At 62.7% G+C, this 20,416-nt stretch carries 15 protein-coding genes; 6 read left to right on the top strand and 9 right to left on the bottom strand.

All coding sequences use genetic code 11. The features are described 5' to 3' along the window. Window positions 1-2: 2 nt before the first annotated feature. Window positions 3-401, bottom strand: a complete 399-nt coding sequence (locus UUA_RS19485) for a hypothetical protein (RefSeq protein ID WP_193385148.1) — start codon at window positions 399-401, stop codon at window positions 3-5. A gap of 92 nt (window positions 402-493) precedes the next feature. Continuing rightward, window positions 494-2,797: a TonB-dependent receptor gene (locus UUA_RS17230; RefSeq protein ID WP_008439229.1), complete on the bottom strand. Its 2,304-nt coding sequence runs from the start codon at window positions 2,795-2,797 to the stop codon at window positions 494-496. A gap of 153 nt (window positions 2,798-2,950) precedes the next feature. Here UUA_RS17230 and UUA_RS17225 point away from each other — a divergent pair, with 153 nt between their 5' ends. Next, entirely contained in the window at window positions 2,951-4,348 is a 1,398-nt protein-coding gene (locus UUA_RS17225) for a GntP family permease (RefSeq protein WP_008439228.1), read from the top strand. 140 nt (window positions 4,349-4,488) lie between these two features. Next, window positions 4,489-6,315, top strand: coding sequence for a translational GTPase TypA (gene typA / locus UUA_RS17220; RefSeq protein WP_008439227.1), 1,827 nt, complete (start codon window positions 4,489-4,491; stop codon window positions 6,313-6,315). 246 nt (window positions 6,316-6,561) lie between these two features. Here the strand turns inward: typA and UUA_RS19480 are convergent, their stop codons facing one another. After that, window positions 6,562-6,705: a hypothetical protein gene (locus UUA_RS19480; RefSeq protein ID WP_155943282.1), complete on the bottom strand. Its 144-nt coding sequence runs from the start codon at window positions 6,703-6,705 to the stop codon at window positions 6,562-6,564. An 820-nt stretch (window positions 6,706-7,525) separates the two neighbouring features. Between UUA_RS19480 and UUA_RS17215 the strand changes: the two genes are divergently transcribed. Continuing rightward, window positions 7,526-8,131 (top strand): HEPN domain-containing protein, encoded by a 606-nt coding sequence (locus UUA_RS17215; protein WP_238533048.1) that lies wholly within the window; start codon window positions 7,526-7,528, stop codon window positions 8,129-8,131. A gap of 434 nt (window positions 8,132-8,565) precedes the next feature. Here the strand turns inward: UUA_RS17215 and UUA_RS17210 are convergent, their stop codons facing one another. From UUA_RS17210 to UUA_RS17195, 4 genes are all read right to left on the bottom strand, one after another. Then, a complete protein-coding gene (locus UUA_RS17210; protein ID WP_153022797.1) occupies window positions 8,566-9,534 on the bottom strand; it encodes a hypothetical protein in 969 nt (322 codons plus the stop codon). After that, entirely contained in the window at window positions 9,525-10,229 is a 705-nt protein-coding gene (locus UUA_RS18635) for a YaaW family protein (RefSeq protein ID WP_008439224.1), read from the bottom strand. Before UUA_RS18635 ends, UUA_RS17210 begins: the two co-directional genes overlap by 10 nt. 83 nt (window positions 10,230-10,312) lie before the next feature. Continuing rightward, window positions 10,313-11,188: a helix-turn-helix transcriptional regulator gene (locus UUA_RS17200; RefSeq protein WP_008439223.1), complete on the bottom strand. Its 876-nt coding sequence runs from the start codon at window positions 11,186-11,188 to the stop codon at window positions 10,313-10,315. A gap of 550 nt (window positions 11,189-11,738) precedes the next feature. Next, window positions 11,739-12,674: a LysR family transcriptional regulator gene (locus UUA_RS17195; RefSeq protein ID WP_008439222.1), complete on the bottom strand. Its 936-nt coding sequence runs from the start codon at window positions 12,672-12,674 to the stop codon at window positions 11,739-11,741. A 264-nt stretch (window positions 12,675-12,938) separates the two neighbouring features. On the opposite strand from UUA_RS17195, the gene acnA reads away from it, so the two are divergent. Beyond that, window positions 12,939-15,689, top strand: a complete 2,751-nt coding sequence (gene acnA, locus UUA_RS17190) for an aconitate hydratase AcnA (protein ID WP_008439221.1) — start codon at window positions 12,939-12,941, stop codon at window positions 15,687-15,689. A gap of 176 nt (window positions 15,690-15,865) precedes the next feature. Here acnA and UUA_RS17185 read toward each other — a convergent pair whose 3' ends face one another. Beyond that, the gene (locus UUA_RS17185) at window positions 15,866-16,456 is read right to left on the bottom strand and encodes a hypothetical protein (protein WP_235605833.1); all 591 of its coding nucleotides are present in this window, start codon (window positions 16,454-16,456) and stop codon (window positions 15,866-15,868) included. On the opposite strand from UUA_RS17185, the gene UUA_RS17180 reads away from it, so the two are divergent. Further along, window positions 16,455-18,140 (top strand): long-chain-fatty-acid--CoA ligase, encoded by a 1,686-nt coding sequence (locus UUA_RS17180; protein ID WP_008439219.1) that lies wholly within the window; start codon window positions 16,455-16,457, stop codon window positions 18,138-18,140. The two genes, UUA_RS17185 and UUA_RS17180, sit on opposite strands and share 2 nt — an antisense overlap. 70 nt (window positions 18,141-18,210) lie before the next feature. Here UUA_RS17180 and UUA_RS17175 read toward each other — a convergent pair whose 3' ends face one another. Beyond that, window positions 18,211-18,579, bottom strand: coding sequence for a PilZ domain-containing protein (locus UUA_RS17175; RefSeq protein ID WP_039954410.1), 369 nt, complete (start codon window positions 18,577-18,579; stop codon window positions 18,211-18,213). A gap of 903 nt (window positions 18,580-19,482) precedes the next feature. Between UUA_RS17175 and UUA_RS17170 the strand changes: the two genes are divergently transcribed. Further along, window positions 19,483-20,415, top strand: coding sequence for a segregation/condensation protein A (locus UUA_RS17170; RefSeq protein ID WP_008439217.1), 933 nt, complete (start codon window positions 19,483-19,485; stop codon window positions 20,413-20,415). Window position 20,416 lies beyond the last annotated feature (1 nt).

The following is a 20,416-nucleotide window of genomic DNA, read 5'->3' as shown; positions in this document are numbered from 1 at the left end:
CTTCAAAGTTGAATCCGCCGGTCGGCATCCTGATTCGCTCCGTGCACGAGCAATATCGGCACCGGTTTGGTATTGCTGCTCCAGCCAGGTGCGTAATACATGAGGAATCGTGATGAATTCGGCTTGCTGCTGCCGAAGAACGTCACACGTTGACCCGACTGATCACCCCGTCCGTCAGTGGGGAAAGACTCCTGAGTAAATGCGGGCTCGGTATCGCGCCAACGTTCGACACGTTCCCAGCCATTCTGGATATTGGTGCTGTAACTGGCCTCAAGCGTCGTGGAGCCAGCGACTGCCGAACTTCCGAACGCGATGATGAATATCCCGGCTCCGACGATCACTGCTCTCTTGATGCCAAAAGATACCGGACGAAAGAATCGGGTGACTCGTAGCTTGCGCATGAGATGCTCCTGTGATTCTTACGGGATTTTATTGAATTGCGGAAGCGCAATAACCTTCAAGTGAAGTCAGGTCGCCTAACTCCAGCTTCCCCTCAATAATGGTAAATTACGCGAAGGTCGTAGGTGCGCGGCGCGGTGTAGAAAGCTAATTGCACGCCGGGAAATTCCGCCAGGTTAAAGCCCTGGACGTGCACTTTTTCGTTACCGATATTTTGCACCCCGGCACGTACCTCCCACTTGTCTTTGGCCGAACGCAACCCGACGAATGCATTCAGCAAGGTATAGGCGCGCTGACGCAGAACCGGGGAATCGGTGATTTCGGTAGCCAACGAGCTGCGATGGTTGGCGTCACCATGCAACACGACATCCAGACCATCGGCGACGGGTTGTGTCCAGGTGACGCCAACGCTTGCGTTGAGCCTGGGGCTGTTGACGAGGTCGCGTTTGCTGACATCGGTCACCACCCCGCCGACCAAGGTGCTGAACTTGTCATAATTGGCATCGAGCAGGCCCAGCGTCGCGTTGATCGACAGGTTCGGGTTCGGCTGTGCAGCCAGTTCGAACTCCAGGCCCTGGATGGTGGCAGCCGCAGCGTTGGAGAACAGGCTGACGAAGACGCCGCTGACCGGATCCGCACCAAAGCTGGTCACCTGCATATCCGTGTAATCGCTGTAGAAATAGGCTGCATTGAAGACCAACGCACCGTCCATCCAGCCGGTCTTGGCGCCGGCCTCGTAAGTCCACACGAACTCCGGCTTGAACGGCTGGAAGCTGAAATCGGTCGTGCCCCGGCCATCGAAGCCGCCGCTCTTGAAGCCACGCGCCGCCGAGGCATACAGCAACACCTCGCTGTTCGGTTTGTAGGACAACGAGAATTTTGGCGTCAACGCATCGAAGTCAGCCTTGCCATGGATTGGCGTCCCGACCACTCCTGCACCGGCAAGAAACGGCGGCGTCTTCCTGATCACCGAAACGACCGGATCGAAGAAATTCTCGAATTCCCGCCCCGAAGTCTTTTCTTCGTAGGTGTATCGCAAACCCGCGCTGAGGGCGAGCTTATCGTTGATGTTGTAGGACGCGTCAGCGAATGCGGCGTACGACTTGGTGACCTGCTTCGTGTCGGCCAGACTCGAGCTGGGAAAGCCGAACATGGTGACCGGGAAGCCGAAGATGGTGGCCGACCCGTCATCCACACCGGAGAAGGAGGTGTCGTCGTCGTGGAAGTAATACACACCCGCAGTACCGGTGAGCGGGCCACCCGCGTCGTAATTGGCGCGGAGCTCCTGGCTGAACTGGTTTTCCTTTTCCTTGAGCAAAATGTCCAGGATCGGCAACGGCGAACCGTCGGTGTCCAGATTCAGTTTGAAGTCCATGTCGCGATACGCCGTGATCGATTCGATCATCACCGCATCCGACGCCTGATAGCGCGCCGTCACCGATGCGCCATAGGCGGTAAGATCCGACAGCCCGTTCGCGTTGACCTCAACCACATACGGATCGGTAGCCTTCGGGTAGGTCACCAGCTGGCCTGACGACGTGGCACCGGTGATCGACGTTTCCCGTACCGGACTGCGCGAGGTATGAGGCCGGTCGCGCTTGCCATCCATGCTGAACAGCACCTGCAGGCGATCGCTCGGCTTCCAGTCAAGTGCCGCGCGCCCGGACAGCGTGTTCTGGTCACCATCGCTTTTGCCGTCCACCGTGTTCCTGGCATAGCCGTCACGCTCGGAATAAGCGATGGCTACCTTGCCATTCAGCGTGTCCTTGACCAACGGGCCACCGAAGCTGGCCTTGAGCACACGCTGATCGTAGTTTCCGGCCCCCACCTCCAAGTAGCCCTTGGGCGTGCGCGGTGGTGGCGACGAAACAAACTTGATGGCACCACCGATGGTATTGCGCCCGTACAACGTGCCTTGCGGACCGCGCAGTACTTCGATCCGGTCGACATCGAACAGCTCCAGGAAGGCAGCCTGCGAGCGCGCGATGAACACGTCATCGACATAGATGCCCACACCCGGATCGGCGAAGGCCAGCGAGTCGTTCTGACCGACGCCGCGGATGTAGACGACGGCGTTCGCGCCATCTCCCTTGTCGAGATACAGATTCGGCACCGCATGCTGGATACCGGAAATATCGTCCGCATGCAGATCCGACAGCTGCTGTTGGCTGAAGGCCGAAATGGCGACCGGTACATCCTGCAACCACTCGTCGCGGCGGCGCGCGGTGACCTTGACGGCTTCCAGCTTGGTAGCTTCGCTCTTCCTGGCCTGGCCTGGAGATGTCGCAGCCTGCTGGGTCATATTGTCATCGACAGGGACCTGTTGGGCGTGCAATGGCGCGCCGAACGCAAACCCCAGCACCAGACCGATCGCCGAACTCAGATGCGTGCGTTTCATGACGTCCCCCTGTTGTAATGGCATCGCTCGCGCGAATGCGGATGAGGGAGAGTAGGCGGCGCCTTGCGCTGGCGGCACTTGTACCTTCGTACAGTGCCGCCGGCAGGGAGCGTCCGGGATACTCGGCGCCACGTCGTGGCGGGAGGTTCGTGGATGGCTTTTCTGATCGTGCTGGCCGCACTGTGCTTTCTGATGTTCGCGGCCTATCGCGGCTACAGCGTCATCCTGTTCGCCCCGATCGCCGCGCTCGGCGCGGTGCTGCTGACCGAGCCGTCGCTGGTCGCGCCGATGTTCACCGGCCTGTTCATGGACAGGATGGTCGGCTTCCTCAAGCTGTACTTTCCGGTATTCATGCTGGGCGCCGTGTTCGGCAAGCTGATCGAGCTGTCCGGCTTTTCCAAGGCCATCGTGGCCGCCACCATCGGCCTGGTCGGGCGCAGCCGGGCGATTCTCTCCATCGTGCTGGTCTGCGCGCTGCTGACCTATGGCGGTGTGTCGCTGTTCGTGGTGGTGTTCGCGGTGTACCCGTTCGCGGCGGAGCTGTTTCGCCAGTCGGACATCCCCAAGCGGCTGATCCCGGGCACCATCGCGCTGGGCGCGTTCACCTTCACCATGGATTCGCTACCGGGCACGCCGCAGATCCAGAACATCATTCCCACCTCGTTCTTCGGCACCAACACCTGGGCCGCGCCATGGCTGGGCACGATCGGCACGGTGTTCATCCTGGCCGTCGGCCTGACTTACCTGGACTGGCGCCGGCGCAAGGCCGCCGCGGCCGGCGAAGGCTACGGCGACAACCTGGTCAACGAGCCGGCCGCGTTCGAGGGCGGCAAGCTGGCCCATCCGCTGGTCGCGCTGCTGCCGCTGGTGCTGGTGGGCGTGTGCAACAAGCTGTTCACCGACCTGATCCCGCGGGTTTATGGCGAGACGCAGTCGTTCCTGCCCAGCGTGGTGGGCAGTGCCAAGCCGGTGGTGCAGGAAGTGTCGAAGGTGGCCGCGATCTGGGCGGTCGAGGGCGCGCTGCTGGTCGGCATTCTGTGCGTGCTGGCGTTTGCCTGGCGTGCGGTGACCAAACATCTCGCCGCGGGCAGCCAGGCGGCAGTGGGCGGCGCGCTGCTGGCATCGATGAATACGGCTTCCGAATACGGCTTCGGCGCGGTGATCGCCGCCCTGCCTGGCTTCAAGCTGGTGGCCGATGCGCTGCACACGATCCCGAACCCGCTGATCAATGAAGCGGTTACCGTCACCGCACTGGCCGGCATCACCGGCTCGGCGTCCGGCGGCATGAGCATCGCGCTGGGTGCGATGGCCGAAACCTTCATCGCCAACGCGAACGCTGCCGGCATTCCGATGGAAGTGCTGCACCGGGTCGCTGCGATGGCCTCCGGCGGCATGGACACGCTGCCGCACAACGGCGCCGTGATCACCTTGCTGGCGGTGACCGGGCTGACCCATCGGCAGTCCTATCGGGACATCTTCGCGATCACCGTGATCAAGACCCTGGCGGTGCTGGTGGTGATCGGGGCGTATTATTTCCTCGGGGTGGTGTAGTGCGCCGGCGGATTGCGGGCTGCAGGCCGGATGAACGGATCGAAGAAATGACGGGCAAGTTGTCACACAAGTCCGTATAATCGGTCAATTCGCCCTTCAAAAACCTGCGTGACGGCCTCCGAGCCGCCCGAGCCGATCCCATGTCCATCGAAAAACTGCGCAATATCGCCATCGTCGCCCACGTCGACCACGGCAAGACCACCCTCGTCGATTGCCTGCTCAAGCAGTCCGGCACGCTCAACGAGCGCACCGTGCTGGCCGAGCGCGTGATGGACTCGAACGACCAGGAAAAGGAACGCGGCATCACCATCCTGGCCAAGAACACCGCGATCACCTGGAACGGCAACCGCATCAACATCGTCGACACCCCCGGCCACGCCGACTTCGGCGGCGAAGTGGAGCGCGTGCTGTCGATGGTGGACTCGGTGCTGATCCTGGTCGACGCGATGGACGGCCCGATGCCGCAGACCCGCTTCGTGACGCAGAAAGCGTTCGCGATGGGCTTCAAGCCGATCGTGGTGATCAACAAGGTCGACCGCCCCGGCGCGCGCCCGGAGTGGGTCGTCGAGCAGGTCTGGGACCTGTTCGACCGCCTCGGCGCCACGCCCGAGCAGATGGATTTCCCGATCGTCTACGCCTCGGCGCTGAATGGCTACGCCAGCCTCAGCGACGACGTGCGCGAAGGTGACATGACCCCGCTGTACGAAGCGATCATGCAGCACGTCAGCAAGCCCGACGTCGATCCGGACGGCCCGTTCCAGATGCGCATCAGCCAGCTGGACTACAACAACTTCGTCGGCGTCATCGGTATCGGCCGCATCCAGCGCGGCACGCTGAAGAAGAACATGCCGGTGGCGGTGATCGACCGCCACGGCAAGAAGCGCCAGGGCAAGGTGCTGCAGGTGCTGGGCTTCATGGGCCTGGAGCGCATCGAGCAGGAAACCGCCGAGGCCGGCGACATCGTCGCCATCTCGGGCATCGCCGACCTGACCATCTCCGACACGATCTGCGCGCTGGACACGCCGGAAGCGCTGCCCGCGCTGACCGTCGACGAGCCGACCATCAGCATGACTTTCCAGGTGAACAATTCGCCGTTCGCCGGCAACAAGGACCTCAGCGGCGGCAAGTTCCTCACCAGCCGCCAGCTCAAGGACCGCCTGGAGCGCGAGCAGGTGCACAACGTGGCGCTGAAGGTCGAGCAGGGTTCGGACGCCGACAAGTTCCTGGTCTCCGGCCGCGGCGAGCTGCATCTGTCGGTGCTGATCGAGAACATGCGCCGCGAAGGCTACGAGCTCGCCGTATCGCGCCCGGAAGTGATCATCAAGGAAATCGACGGCCAGAAGATGGAGCCGATCGAGCAGTTGGTGGTCGACGTCGAGGAGACCCACCAGGGTCCGGTGATGGAACGCCTCGGCATGCGCAAGGGCCAGCTCAAGAACATGGAGCCCGACGGCAAGGGCCGCGTGCGCCTGGAGTACATGATCCCGGCGCGTGGCCTGATCGGCTTCCAGAACCAGTTCAAGACCCTCACCCAGGGCTCGGGCCTGCTGTTCCACGTGTTCGACCATTACGGTCCGAAGGAAGAAGGCCAGATCGCCAAGCGCCTCAACGGCGTGATGATCGCCAACGCCGGCGGCACCACCCCGGCCTACTCGCTGGGGCCGCTGCAGGATCGCGGCAAGCTGTTCGCGGCCGAGGGCGACAACGTGTATGAAGGCCAGCTGGTCGGCATCCACGCCAAGGACAACGACCTCACGGTGAACGTGATCAAGCCCAAGCCGCTGACCAACATGCGCGCCTCGGGCAAGGACGACGCGATCCAGCTGACCCCGGCGATCAAGTTCACGCTGGAGCAGGCGCTGGACTTCATCGACGACGACGAGCTGGTCGAGGTCACCCCGAAGGAAATCCGCTTGCGCAAGAAGCACCTCACCGAGAACGATCGCAAGCGCGCCTCGCGCGGCTGAGCGAGCCGTTCAGTGTACCCACGCCAAAGGCCGCCGGAAGGCGGCCTTTGGTTATGCTCATAGAGTGACCAACGACAACACCTACGCCCACCAAAGCCCCCCGGATCAAGTCCGGGCGGACTCTGAGCGTAGGACCAAAGGGTCGAAGTCGAAGGGACGCGTCACCCCTTTCGCAAGAACGCCACCCTCTGTGACTGGCAAAAGCAGGCAACCGCGAAATTGCCTGTCCAACGATTCGGACGTCTATCAGGAACGAACGGCGTGCAGCGGCCCGGAATCGTCCGTGTTGGCAGCCGCAGCCTCCTGCTCATCTGACCTGGCCTCCAGATACGTCGCAAGGCCGAACAAGGCAAAGCCGTAGACGACGGCGGCACCGATGATCTTGAACATGACTCCACTCCTCTGATTTGAGCCTTCAGCAGCCTTGATCCAATGGCGCATCCGGCGTGTCGTGCAGACTTCCCACCGACCCGGCGGATCGGCTTGGAGGCATGCTAGGGAAGCGGTTCGACAGGTGGTGTCAGGGCGGTGACAAGTCGCTTCTGTGTGACAGCCCCTGTCAGTGCTCGCAGCTAGGATGACTTGACGCACCCGGTGCGGTGACCGACATCATGCCGGCGCCCCTACTCTACACAGAGGTACCCGCGATGCTCATGGCCATCGGCGCTATGGTGGTGCATGGCGTCGTCTCGTCCAGCAACCTGTCCCAGAGCCTTGGACGCCCATATCACTCTCCAGGCACTTTCATGCTTCAGCATAAGGAAGATTGAAATGGAGATCCTCAGCCTCTTTCGTCCTTGCCATATTTCCTCGGCCCAAATCGCCAGGGAGCGGCCACGAATCATCGTGGCAATGGAGCGCAGCTTGCGCCCCCACCGATCCCCATGCACCCAAAAAAGCGATGGATCCCCATGATGTGCTGCCCAATTGATAACTCTGGTCAGGCGCAGGCACGCGTGATGCCGACAGTCGCCTCAGCACAGTTGCACTGTGGGCGTGGTGAATACTTCCGCATGTGCACACCGCCCTTGTGTCGGCAGAATCGAATTGCAGACGAAACCACGCACCTGGCAATACTCGCCTATCCAGTGATGCCGCACTTCGATACGATCAAGCGGTCACGCATTGGTGCGTAGCTATCGGCAAGTCGAAGCGGAAGACGAGGGTAAACGCTATGGATGCAAAGGCTCTCAAGGAACAACACCACCAGGTGCGTGATGGCCAGCCAGAGGCCCTGCGAGTGCGCATCCACCGCGCCATCAGCTGGCTGGCGCGCGCGGAACAGGAAAAGGAAGACGTAGACGCCCGCTACATCTTTCTCTGGATCGCCTTCAACGCGGCTTACGCCAGCGAGTTCGGGTTCGAGCAGAAGGAGCGCGACCAGGTACGCCAGTTCATCGACCGGCTGCTGCGACTGGATGGCGAACAGCGCCTGCACGACGCGCTGTTCCGCCAATTCAGCGGGCCGATCCGCACGCTGATCGACAACCGTTTCGTGTTTGAGCCGTTCTGGCGGGCCATGCGCAACCACGAGTCCGATGGCGCATGGGAAACCTCCTTCACCACCAGCCGCAAACTCGCGCTGCGAGCCCTGATAGAGAAGGACACCGCCACCCTGCTCTCCATCCTGCTGGATCGGCTCTACGTGCTGCGCAACCAGTTGATCCATGGAGGTGCCACATGGGGTGGCGTCACCAATCGGGCGCAGGTGAAGGACGGAGCTGCCATCCTTGGCGTGTTATTGCCCAACGTGATCGACCTGATGATGCGCGGTGGCGAAGACGACTTTGGCTACATCGCCTATCCCGTAATTTGATTACAGTCGGCAACGCACGTCGAAAGACATCCACGACACCGAGAAGAAATTCGGTGAACATGCATCGTTCGGAGAACTGATCATGCCGTTTCGCGCATCACCCATGACTTTTTTCTGTGCTCATTGCGGATGGAAAAACACGATCATCCCATCAAGCGATGTAGTGCATATTCCGCCAAGCTGCCCGAAGTGTGGCGAAGGCCCGGTAACCCATCGCATGGCAACCAAGATCGAAGCCTTGGCCGCACGACTTGGTTTTATGCGAATGTAACCCGATATTGTCAACCATTACCGCTGCTTCCGGGGCAACGCCGACAAAGTCATCTTTGGGTCAGCCCGCGCGTCAAAATTTCACATCCACAGCCAACCTCTATTTCTGATTTTCTTTGGCGACTGGGTTCTACTCCGTTGAACTCGCCGCCGCTGTTGAATCCCTACGCCGCGAACATCAGAATTTCCTTGGATTCAGAGGCTTGATCCAGTACACCTGGGTGCGCGATCTCCAACCCAATCAGGTCAGATTCGTAGGTAAGAGCTGGGACAACCCTCTTCCCACGCTCCAAGAAGGACGTTACTTCGGCGAGGTGGCCAACGGTCATTTGGGATGCGACATCACGATCGCCGGAGAGGGCTTCGATGCGACACTTGTTGAGTGTGGAAATATCGTCAGCAAGCCCAATTAGGCACTCCTGACCGTATTTTGGGGCACCGGATCTCATCTGGACGTGTGAAAGCATGAGCCCGATGTTCATGAGGCGATCTTGCAAGAGCGCGATCTCACCGAAACGACTCATGCTGCTCGCCGCCGAAGACGCATACTTTTCCAGAACGAGCTTGGTGAACTGGTACTCATGATGGAATGTGGGCACAAGGGATTTCAGGTGCTCGACGTCGCCCTGTTCGCAGAACTGCTTTGCCGAGAGCAATAGGGATCGGAATCGCGCCTCGTCACCGAGGAGGCTACGATCATGCGCTTCCCCCACCAGTCGCAATGTCTGCGCGATACCTTTCGACTGCTCCTGAATCTGCGCACTGACCTTGTCCAGCTTTCTACAGACAATCACAAACCCCGCAGCGGAAACCGCGAGATTCAAGCCTGACAGCGCCAAGTTGGCGACCTGCAAACCCTGAAGCACATTCATGCTTTGCTGGAGCTGACTCACCCCTCCTTGCAGAGAGCCAAGGCCATCCTGAACCACCGACTGTAGCCTCTGGATGCTCTCCTGCGCCTGGAGCGCATCACCGGGGTACATGAGGTGACCCGCAATCTGCCCTCCCTTACCGGTTCCGGCGGCATGACGGACTACACCGCCATGCAGGGTGTATTCGCCATTTCCGATTCGGGCCATGACATCAGGCAGATCGGGCAGGGCACGCCAGAGCGCGTCAACAGTCACAGGCATGCGCGTAGACCCTCGGTGTAAGTAGAAAAATCAGCATCAAATCGGGTGCGGCGAATCTTGGCGACCTGAAGCACCGCAGGAATGGTGATGCGGAACGCCGGACCGACCGCTTGGAAAACAGCCAATCCCGTGGCACCGAGCGCCAGTGGCGGGAAATTCATCGTGGCTGCACGGCTGCCAATGACGTCGACTAAGCCCATGGTTCCTGCGGCCGCTACCACACCCGCAACGGTACCCGATGCGATCATCAATCCTTGGATGATCTGCCCAAGCAAGTCAGACAGGGCAACGCCTCCGACAGCTAGGGCCTTCGCGCCCTCCGGCGCGTACTTGTCGATGGCCCTCGTAATGACGATATCTTCAAGGGCGAAGATGTCGTCATCCTGCGCAGGTTTTCCGCCGAGCTTCTTCTCAACATCGATCACAAGCTCTTTGTAGCCCCGACCTTCCGGCCTCCCCAGATTAACCAGACTGTTACCGCCAAATGCCCGTATCTCCGCTTCCAGAACATCAGGGATTGATTGCAAATCCCCTTTTTCCCGACGCTTCAAGATGATCGCCTTGACACCACTGTCCAGCGCGATACGCCCTTTGCCGCTGTCGGTGATGAGATCGGCCAGCACCTCCAAGTCTAAGGATGTTGCCTGTGAAAACAGATCGATCAAAGACCGATTTCGTGGCACGACAAATTCCATTGCATCTTCTCCCGTAAGTTCTTTCCAACTCTGTTGGTTCCGCGCACCTCAACCAGAGGCAGATCCCATAGCGTTGCGGCGCATCACCCGAGATACAGCTTCACACCAGCCTCCAAAGATTCTCGCAACCACCCCGGTTCCAGAATCCGCACATGCGGAATCCAATACCGCACCAGCGACAGAATCTGGTTCTCGTTACTGACACGACTGCTGACGATCAACCCACCGTTCTCCAGTTCCTTGTCGATGACCTGTAACGGCAACAGCTTGCGCCGCTTGAAGTAATAGGCGACCTGCGGGGCGACGCTCAGCAGGACTTCCGTCTTTTCCTCGCCGAACCAGACGTCGTCCTCTTCCTCGATCTGCCGCTGGATATCGACACGCGGCTCAAAGCCGTCGCTGCCCACCATCAACTGGCTGATGCGGCTCAGCGAGAAGGACTTGAGTCGCCCATCATCCGTGGCGGCCAGGTACCAGATACCCTTGTTGTTGACGAGGCGATAGGGTTCCAGCGAGCGTCGCTTGTCCGCGTAGGTCAGCGTGCAGCGCTTGCGGCCTCGGATAGCCTTGTCGAGTTGCTGGAACTGCGCATCGTGCGGCTTCAATTTCTCGTAGCGGTGGCCCCTGACGAGGAAGCTGCTCTGGCTGAGGGTGTCCAGCAAGGCCATGAGGAAGCGGGAGCTGTTTTGCGGGAACAAGTCCTCCACGCCCACGAGTTTGGCGAAGGTTTCCAGATCCTTCGGGTGTAGCTTGCCCTGATACTCGGGAACCAGCCGGTACTTGCCGTCCAGCGAGCGCTCGGCAATGCCCTTGAGGCGGTTGAGGTCACGATAGATCGTGCGTTCGTCCACGCGGAACTCGTCCGCCAGATCCTGGGGACTGAAGGACTCGCCTTGGTTGAGCTTCAGTAGGACGCTGGCCAGCCGGGAGGCCAGCTTTTCATGATCGGACTTGCTCATTCCCATCCCACTTTGATCATATGCGGGATCGAGTCTGCGGCGGCGGCCTGACAGGATGTGTCATCGTGCCGTGCCACCCTTTCCTTCCATGTTGTGATGCGTGTCGACACTACCGGCGCGGCCCGGCCAGAGCGGGCTTCCAGCACCGAACCACGGGTTGTAAATCGGCTCCCGGCATGAATGCCGTCCCATACCAAACCGGACATCGCCCCTGTCACCAACGCCCCCTATTGTCTTCCGTGCTAAATGCCGTTCACTGGCAGAAGATCGACACGTGCGAAGTCCAGTCGCCACTGTCCTGTTCAATCAATCTATCACTACCTGCTTCATTTTTGACGGCACATTTCCATGCGCTCGCCGAACCGCATCGAGGCGCGACGTCGGCCCTCATCTCATGGGAAGGCCAGTACTTCGGTTTTCATTCGTCTGCGTTCGGCCCTCCCGCAGGAACCGGTCAGCTCGCAGACGGCGATTTTCCTCCATTGTCGAAGAGCATCGCCCATCAGCGGGCTCCTTATACGTTGGTCATCAAAGGCGACAAAGAGTAGGGTTAGCCCTTCACGCCTCTGACCCGCAGGCCGGGTCGCTGCCTGGCAAGCTTGCGCAGCAGTTCGGCAAAGGCCTGCAGGTCATCGTGCCAGGGCGAGGCGTCGCGCCAGTACAGCGCGATATCGCGGCCGCTCGCCTGCCCCTTGAGTTTCGCCAGCGCGATGTTCGGCATCGAGGCCAGCCGCTCGTGCGCCAGCGCCGGCACCAGCGCGTAGCCACCGCGCAGGCTGACCAGGGCGGCCAGGCTTTCCAGGCTGACGTCCTGCACGTGGCCGTGCTCGCTGCCATCGCCGTCGAGGCCGTCGGCGTGGCTTTCGGCCATCAGCGTGGCCTCGGCCGGGTCGAGCTGGGCCAGCGCGATGCTGTCGTGGCCGGCCAGCGGATGGTCGGCACGCAGCATCAGTTCCCATGGCTCGAAGAACAGCGGGCGCGAAGCGATCCCGCTGGTCGCCGCGGCCGGCGGCGCCAGCACCGCGTCGAGTTCGCCCTCGCCCAGGCGGCGCAGCAGCCCGCGCGGCTTGCCTTCGGAGATGCCCAGCCGTGCGCCGGGGAAATGCTGCGGAAACGGCGCGATCAGGTGCGGCAGCAGGTACGGCCCCAGCGAGGCCGGCACGCCCAGGCGCAGCTCGCCGCCGAACGCGACCTCGCCGGCGCGGGCAACCTGCTGCAGGTGCTCGGCGGCGGCCAGCAGCGCATCGATCTGCTGCAGCAAGCGCTGGCCGCCGGCAGTAGGCACGATCTTCCGGCCACCACGCTCGAACAGCGGCGCACCCAGCGCCTGCTCCACCTTCTGCACCTGGTGCGACAGCCCGGACGGGCTGATGTGCATCGCCCGCGCGGCACTGTTGAAACTGCCGTGGCGATGCACCGCCTGCACCAGCGCGAGGTCGCGCAACGAGACCGCGGCCAGGCCCATCGAAATCATCGCATGCTGCATGTCATCAAAGGCGTTTGCGTGTGCCGGGCATCGGATCCATCCTGTGCGGCGAAGTCGCCACAAAACTGCGCGCAGTGTACCCCGTCGATGCGGCCTGCCGGCACTTGGCATGGCCGCATTGCAGCCTTCGCCGAACGCCGCCGAGTCGCGGCCCTCCGGGGTTTGCGCGATAATCGCGTTTTTGCCGGAACGGCGAACCCCACGCCATTCCGGCACCGTCGTCGAGTCATCCCAGCCGCAGGATCCAGCCAGGAGCACGTCCCCATGAAAGACACCTTTTCTGTACGCGATACCCTCGAGGTCAACGGCAAGAAGTACGCCTTCGCCAGCCTGACCAAGCTGGGTCAGCGCTTCGACCTGAAGCGGCTGCCGTACTCGATGAAGATCCTGCTGGAAAACCTGCTGCGCCACGAGGACGGCGTCGACGTCAGCGCGAAGGAAGTCGAGGCCGTCGCGACATGGGACGCCAAGGCCGAGCCTTCCACCGAGATCGCCTTCATGCCGGCGCGCGTGATCCTGCAGGACTTCACCGGCGTGCCCTGCGTAGTGGACCTGGCCGCGATGCGCGACGCCGTGGTGAAACTCGGCGGCGACGCCACCCAGATCAACCCGCTGACGCCGGTCGAGCTGGTCATCGACCACTCGGTGCAGGTGGACGTGTTCGGCTCCGAGGACGCACTGGAACAGAACGTCGAGATCGAGTTCCAGCGCAACCAGGAACGCTACAGCTTCCTGCGCTGGGGCCAGAAGGCATTCAACAGCTTCAAGGTGGTGCCGCCGCGCACCGGCATCGTGCACCAGGTGAACCTGGAACATCTGGCCCGTGTGGTCATGGGCAGTGAAATCGATGGCCAGCTGTGGGCGTATCCGGACACCGTGTTCGGCACCGACTCGCACACCACCATGATCAACGGCCTGGGCGTGCTGGGCTGGGGCGTGGGCGGCATCGAGGCCGAGGCGGCGATGCTGGGCCAGCCCTCGTCCATGCTGATTCCGCAGGTGGTCGGCGTCAAACTCTCCGGCAAGCTGGGCGAAGGCGTCACCGCCACCGACCTGGTGCTCACCGTCACCCAGATGCTGCGCAAGCTGGGCGTGGTGGGCAAGTTCGTGGAGTTCTTCGGCCCGGGCCTGAAGCACCTGGCGCTGGCCGACCGCGCCACCATCGGCAACATGGCACCCGAGTACGGCGCCACCTGCGGCATCTTCCCAATCGACCAGGAGGCGCTGAACTACCTGCGCCTGTCCGGCCGCAGTGCGGAACAGATCGCGCTGGTCGAGGCCTATGCCAAGGTACAGGGCCTGTGGCATGACGAGAGCACCCCGGTTCCGGATTTCTCCACCGTGCTGGAGCTCGACCTGGCCGACGTGAAGCCGTCGATGGCCGGCCCGAAGCGTCCGCAGGATCGCGTGCTGCTGGCCGATGCGCAGCGAAACTTCCGCGAGGTGGTCGGCCCGCTCACCGCCAACCGCAAGAGGGGCAACGGCGACGTCCAGCGCTATGTCAACGAAGGCGGCTCCGGTGCGATCGGCAATCCCGCCAACGCCATCAACGAAGCCGGCGTGCTGGTGGAGAAGAACGGTGAGAGCTTCCGCCTCGGCGACGGCGCGGTGGTGATCGCCGCGATCACCTCCTGCACCAACACCTCCAACCCGGCGGTGATGCTGGGCGCCGGCATCCTGGCGAAGAAGGCGGCGGCGCGGGGCCTGAAGGCCAAGCCGTGGGTGAAGACCTCGCTCGCACCCGGCTCGAAGGTGGTCACCGACTACCTGGAGAAGACCGGCCTGCTGCAGGAACTGGAGAAAATCAACTTCTACCTGGTGGGCTACGGCTGCACCACCTGTATCGGCAACTCCGGCCCGCTGCCGGTGGAAATCAGCAAGGGCATCGCCGACGGCGACCTGGCGGTCTCGGCGGTGCTCTCCGGCAACCGCAACTTCGAGGGCCGCGTCCACGCCGAGGTCAAGCTGAACTACCTGGCCTCGCCGCCGCTGGTGGCCGCCTATGCGCTGGCCGGCACGCTGAACATCGACCTTACCAAGGACGCGATCGGCACCGGCAGCGACGGCACGCCGGTGTACCTCAAGGACATCTGGCCGAGCAACCAGGAAATCTCCGACGCGATCGCCGGCGCGATCAACCCGGAGATGTTTGCCAAGAACTACGCCGACGTGTTCAAGGGCGACAGCCGCTGGAACGCGATCGCCTCGCCGGACGGCGCGGTGTACCGCTGGGACGATTCCACCTACATCAAGAACCCGCCCTACTTCGACGGCATGACCATGGCGCTGGGCAAGGTCGAGGACATCCACGGCGCCCGCGCGCTGGGCGTGTTCGGCGACTCGATCACCACCGACCACATCTCGCCGGCCGGCGCGATCAAGAAGGACAGCCCGGCGGGCCGCTTCCTGATCGGGAAAGGCGTGCAGCCGAAGGACTTCAACTCCTACGGCTCGCGCCGCGGCAACGACGACGTGATGGTGCGCGGCACCTTCGCCAACATCCGCATCAAGAACCTGATGCTCGACAACGTCGAAGGCGGCTACACCCTGCACGTGCCATCGGGCGAGCAGCTGGCGATCTACGACGCCGCGATGAAGTACAAGGCGGAGAAGACGCCGCTGGTGGTGCTGGCCGGCAAGGAATACGGCACCGGCTCCTCGCGCGACTGGGCGGCCAAGGGCACCCTGCTGCTCGGCGTGAAGGCGGTGATCGCCGAGAGCTTCGAGCGTATCCACCGCTCCAACCTGGTCGGCATGGGCGTGCTGCCGTGCACCTTCAAGGACGGCCAGAACGCGCAGACGCTGGGGCTGACCGGCAAGGAAACCTTCGACATCACCGGCCTGGACGACGGCAACGCGAAGGAAGCCACGGTCACCACCACCGCCGCCGACGGCAGCAAGAAGCAGTTCGCCGTGAACGTGATGCTGCTGACGCCGAAGGAGCGCGAGTTCTTCCGCCACGGTGGCATCCTGCAGTACGTGTTGCGCCAGTTGGCGGGCAAAAAGGCCGCCTGAGCTCCAGCGCGAGCCTTGTGTCGAACGGGAATCGCCCTGGTCTCCGGGGCGGTTTCCTTGCACGCGAAGAAATCGCAGGAACCCGCTCGCAGGCGGGCTCTTGCTTTTGCGAATCCCGAATCCCGAATCCCGAATCCCGAATCCCGGCTTTCAAAGCATCGCCCGCGGGCGGCCCTCTACAATGAATGCTCCCAGCTCGCTGTGTAGCAACGCCACGAGCCGCCTTCCTTGCGCCACGCGGACTCGACTTGATAGACCCCCAACTGGTCGGGCAGCAGCTTGCCGCCGCTGGTCAGCGTGACGGTGAAGCTCGCCACCATCCGTTCGCCACGGGGTTCGACCGACACCGGCCCCATGGTCACCCCGATGTGTTCGCCGCGCAGCGCCGGCAGCCTGATCATGCTGGTCAATCCGCGCCGGTCCAGTTGCCCCCCATTGCCGTCGAAGTCATCGCTCAGCAGAGCGCCCACGTCGCTGGCCGAACCCGCTTCGGCCGCCTGCGCGATCGACGCGATGGCGGCGCGCACCTGCGCCTCGTCCGGCGTGCGTCCACAGGCCGGCAACGCCAGCGCGAGCAGCAGCAGAACGATCGGCAAAAAGACGGTTTTCCCCGGTGCCATCATCGACGCAACTCGTTGCAGTGCGGCTTGCCGCTGTACGCGGGCGTATGCTCCAATCAACTGGCGCATGGGCGATGATGGAGGCTGACGCCGTTCGATTCCATCATTCGCTCCATCGTCATCGACAAACCAGGGAACCCAAAGCATGAGCAACGAACGTCCGTGGCTGGAGAACTATCCAGCCGGCGTGCCTGAACAGATCGACGTCAGCCAATATGCTTCAGTATCGGCGGTCCTGGAAGAATCGTTCACCCGCTTCCGCGACCGCCCGGCGTTCGCCAGCTTCGGCCGCCAGCTCAGCTACGGCCAGATCGACGAGATGAGCCGCCAGTTCGCCGGCTACCTCACCGGCGTGCTCAAGCTCGGCAAGGGCGATCGTGTCGCGATCATGATGCCGAACGTGCTGCAGTATCCGATCGCGTTGTTCGGCACGTTGCGTGCCGGCCTGGTGGTGGTCAACACCAACCCGATGTATACCGCGCGCGAGCTCAAGCACCAGCTTGAGGATTCCGGCACCAAGGCGATTGTGGTGCTGGACAATTTCGCCGCCACCTTGCAGCACGTGGTGGCCGAGACCCACGTGCAGCACATCATCACCACCGGCATCGGCGACCTGCTCGGCTTTCCCAAGGGCGCGCTGATCAACTTCGTGCTGAAGTACGTGAAGAAGATGGTGCCGGCGTTCCACCTGCCGCATGCCGTGCGCTTTCGCGACGCGCTGGCGCGCGGCGCTGCGCATCCGCTGCAGCCGGTGACGCTGACCCACAACGATATCGCGTTCCTGCAATACACCGGCGGCACCACCGGCGTGGCCAAGGGCGCCATGCTGACCCACGGCAACATGGTGGCGAACATGCTGCAGGCCGCTGCCTGGATCGGCACCGACCTGGTCACGCCCGGCGAAGAGGTGATCATCACCGCGCTGCCGCTGTACCACATCTTCTCGCTGACCGCGAACGGCCTGGTGTTCATGCGGCTGGGCGGACTCAACTGGCTGATCACCAACCCGCGCGACATGCCCGGCTTCGTCAAGGAACTGCACAAGTCCGGCTTCACCGCGCTGACCGGCGTCAACACGCTGTTCAACGGCCTGCTCAACACGCCCGGTTTCTCCGAACTGGACTTCTCGAAACTGCACCTGACCCTGGGCGGCGGCATGGCGGTGCAGCGCGCCGTGGCCGAACGCTGGAAGAAGGTCACCGGCTGCACCCTGGCCGAGGCGTACGGGTTGACCGAAACCTCGCCGGCGGTCTGCATCAACCCGCTCGACCTCAAGGAATACAACGGCTCGATCGGCCTGCCGGTGCCGTCCACCAATGTGGCGATCTGGTCGGAGGACGGCAAGCCGCTGTCCGTTGGCGAAGTCGGCGAACTGATGGTGCAGGGCCCGCAGGTCATGAAGGGCTACTGGAATCGTCCGGACGAGACCGCCAAGGTGCTCGATGCCAATGGCTGGCTGCACACCGGCGACATCGCGAAGATGGACGCGAATGGCTACTTCTATATCGTCGACCGCAAGAAGGACATGATCCTGGTGTCCGGCTTCAACGTGTACCCGAACGAGGTCGAGGACACCGTCATGCAGCATCCCGGCGTGCTCGAGGTGGCTGCGGTCGGCGTGCCGGACGAGCATTCCGGCGAGGTGGTGAAGCTGTTCGTGGTGCGCAAGGACCCGAACCTCACCGAGGAGGCGCTCAAGCAGTTCTCCCGCGAGAACCTCACCGGCTACAAGCGGCCCAAACTGATCGAGTTCCGCGACAGTCTGCCCAAGAGCAACGTGGGCAAGATCCTGCGCCGCGAACTGCGCGACGAGAAGAAAGTCCCGGCCTGAGTTCCGCGCGGCACCTGCAACCGAAAACGCCCGCACATGCGGGCGTTTTTCATGGGCTGGCCGCGTTCGCTCAGCCGTCCTTCCAGTACTCCAGGATATCGGCGTAACCGCCCAGCAGGTTCCACAACGGCACCTGCTTGTCCTCGGGGATGCGGCTGTAGGAAAAACCGATGTGATGGTCGGAGATACGCGCCACCACGGCTTCGAGGTGGATGTGCAGGTTGTTGCCAAAGATCATGTCGAGTACCCAGCTCTGCCCGACGTGACCCGACCAGCCCAGCGGGCGACGCAACAGCGCACCGGTCGCCGAAATATCGACCAGCTCGGTCGGGCGCGACTCACCATTGCTGCTCATCAGCACTGTCGTCTCGATCTGCATGCGCGCCGGACGCAGCTGCTCCGGTGCGCCGCCATCCTGCCCGTTCTTGTCGATCGCCATCAGTTCCACCACCTGTTTGCACTTGCGCCCCGATGAGGGCACTGCGTCCAACATCGTCCTGAAATCTTGCTGCCGTATCATTCGCCGGCGATACCACTGCGCCATGGCCGGTCAGAATGGTCTGCTGTTGCCAAAGCAATCACCATGCCATCCCATATGCCACGCCTCGCCGAACGTCGGCCCGGACCTGCATGCGTCTCGCCCACCCGGGCCACCCGGACCCGGGACCTGCATCGTGGCAGCACCGCCATCGCGACGCATGCCACTGACTGCCCGGCGTCGCCGAATACAATGCTGACGCGAGCCTGACCCAATTCGACGCATTAGGTCACATGCGGCCCCTGCCGCACTCACGGTGCATCGGTTCCCTCTGGCGCAGTCCGCCTATTGTGCCTGTCGATGGCGTTGGTGCGAAACCGGCAAACACCCGCCACCAGTGCCTTGCGGGCGGCCACGGCCACTGGCAGCCTGCGCTGGACTTGGCGCCGGCTAACCGCTACTCTTGCCCCACGCGTGGCTCCATGGAATTGTTTGCCGAGCACTTCCGGCGCCCCTTGGCATCCATTCGATTGCTCTCGAACCGACCAGTGAACAGCCGGTGGCGTTGTTTCCCGCCCTCCCTGGCTTGACGTCCCTGCCGTGGCTGACAACCCGCAGTCGACGCGCGATGGTCGCTGACGACCTGCCTGACCGAACCGCCATCGAGTGGCTTCGTCATGCCCGTCGTGACGATGGCGTCCGCCGCGCCTCGACCGAACAAGTGTGAAGAACGCAGTACCCCGGGAATACCGCCTCACCGCTGTGTTCCGAGTACGGACATCCGATGCCGTGTCGGCATGGGAATGGATCCGATCATGTTGAACGCACTGCACAGCCGCTGAAGACGGCCCATGACACGCATTGATGAGCACTGAGCCCGTCGAGCCACAGAGCCAGGTCGTCGCACCGCAGGACGCATTTGCGCCGGTACCGCAACAGCAGGAAATGCCGCTGGCCATCGTGCACGGCCAGCCGCTGCTGCAGATGCCGCAGGACCTGTACATTCCGCCGGATGCGCTCGAGGTCATCCTGGAGGCGTTCGAGGGGCCGCTGGACCTGCTGCTGTACCTGATCCGCCGGCAGAACCTCGACATCCTGGACATCCCGGTTGCCGAGATCACCCGGCAGTACATGGCCTACATCGAGCTGATGCGGGACGTGATGCGGCTGGAGCTGGCCGCCGAGTACCTGTTGATGGCCGCGATCCTGGCCGAGATCAAGTCGCGGCTGCTGCTGCCGCGACCGCCGGCCGAGGAAGGGCTGGAAGAGGACCCCCGTGCCGAACTGGTACGGCGCTTGCAGGAGTACGAACGGTACAAGCGCGCCGCCGAGGACATCGAGGCGATGCCCCGGCTGGAGCGCGACACCGCGGTGGTGCACACCGACGTGGGCGAACGCAACGTGATCAGGTTGCCGCCGCCGCTGGAGCTGACCGAGCTGCTGCTGGCCCTGAAGGACGTGATGCACCGGGCCGAGTTGTTCGGGCACCACGCGATCAAGCGCGAGACGCTCAGCGTGCGCCAGCGCATGGGCGAGTTGCTGAGCCGGCTGGATGACGCCAGCTTCCGCCGCTTCGAGAGCCTGTTCGATGTCAGCGAAGGGCGGCTGGGCATCGTGGTGACCTTCCTGGCCATGCTGGAGCTGGCCAAGGAAATGCTGATCGAGATCGTCCAGGAAGAGCCGCTGGCGCCGATCTACGTGAAGGCCAGGGCGAGCCACGCCGAGGAGCCCGCTGACACGCTGGCGGGCGACGACCAGGCGGGCGAATCGGCACTGGTCGAATCGTCCGGCGAATGAA

The organism is Rhodanobacter thiooxydans LCS2, from assembly GCF_000264375.1.
GTDB lineage: Bacteria > Pseudomonadota > Gammaproteobacteria > Xanthomonadales > Rhodanobacteraceae > Rhodanobacter > Rhodanobacter thiooxydans.
This window is presented reverse-complemented; position numbering and strand designations above follow the sequence as displayed.

Coding starts and splice junctions, on each gene's coding strand:
- UUA_RS17185 (WP_235605833.1), bottom strand. CDS start 16,456: ATGCTTTGGGTTCCCTGGTTTGTCGATGACGATGGAGCGAATGATGGA.
- UUA_RS17225 (WP_008439228.1), top strand. CDS start 2,951: ATGGCTTTTCTGATCGTGCTGGCCGCACTGTGCTTTCTGATGTTCGCG.
- UUA_RS17200 (WP_008439223.1), bottom strand. CDS start 11,188: ATGAGCAAGTCCGATCATGAAAAGCTGGCCTCCCGGCTGGCCAGCGTC.
- UUA_RS18635 (WP_008439224.1), bottom strand. CDS start 10,229: ATGGAATTTGTCGTGCCACGAAATCGGTCTTTGATCGATCTGTTTTCA.
- UUA_RS17170 (WP_008439217.1), top strand. CDS start 19,483: ATGAGCACTGAGCCCGTCGAGCCACAGAGCCAGGTCGTCGCACCGCAG.
- UUA_RS17230 (WP_008439229.1), bottom strand. CDS start 2,797: ATGAAACGCACGCATCTGAGTTCGGCGATCGGTCTGGTGCTGGGGTTT.
- UUA_RS19485 (WP_193385148.1), bottom strand. CDS start 401: ATGCGCAAGCTACGAGTCACCCGATTCTTTCGTCCGGTATCTTTTGGC.
- UUA_RS17195 (WP_008439222.1), bottom strand. CDS start 12,674: ATGCAGCATGCGATGATTTCGATGGGCCTGGCCGCGGTCTCGTTGCGC.
- typA (WP_008439227.1), top strand. CDS start 4,489: ATGTCCATCGAAAAACTGCGCAATATCGCCATCGTCGCCCACGTCGAC.
- acnA (WP_008439221.1), top strand. CDS start 12,939: ATGAAAGACACCTTTTCTGTACGCGATACCCTCGAGGTCAACGGCAAG.
- UUA_RS17175 (WP_039954410.1), bottom strand. CDS start 18,579: ATGGCGATCGACAAGAACGGGCAGGATGGCGGCGCACCGGAGCAGCTG.
- UUA_RS17210 (WP_153022797.1), bottom strand. CDS start 9,534: ATGCCTGTGACTGTTGACGCGCTCTGGCGTGCCCTGCCCGATCTGCCT.
- UUA_RS19480 (WP_155943282.1), bottom strand. CDS start 6,705: ATGTTCAAGATCATCGGTGCCGCCGTCGTCTACGGCTTTGCCTTGTTC.
- UUA_RS17180 (WP_008439219.1), top strand. CDS start 16,455: ATGAGCAACGAACGTCCGTGGCTGGAGAACTATCCAGCCGGCGTGCCT.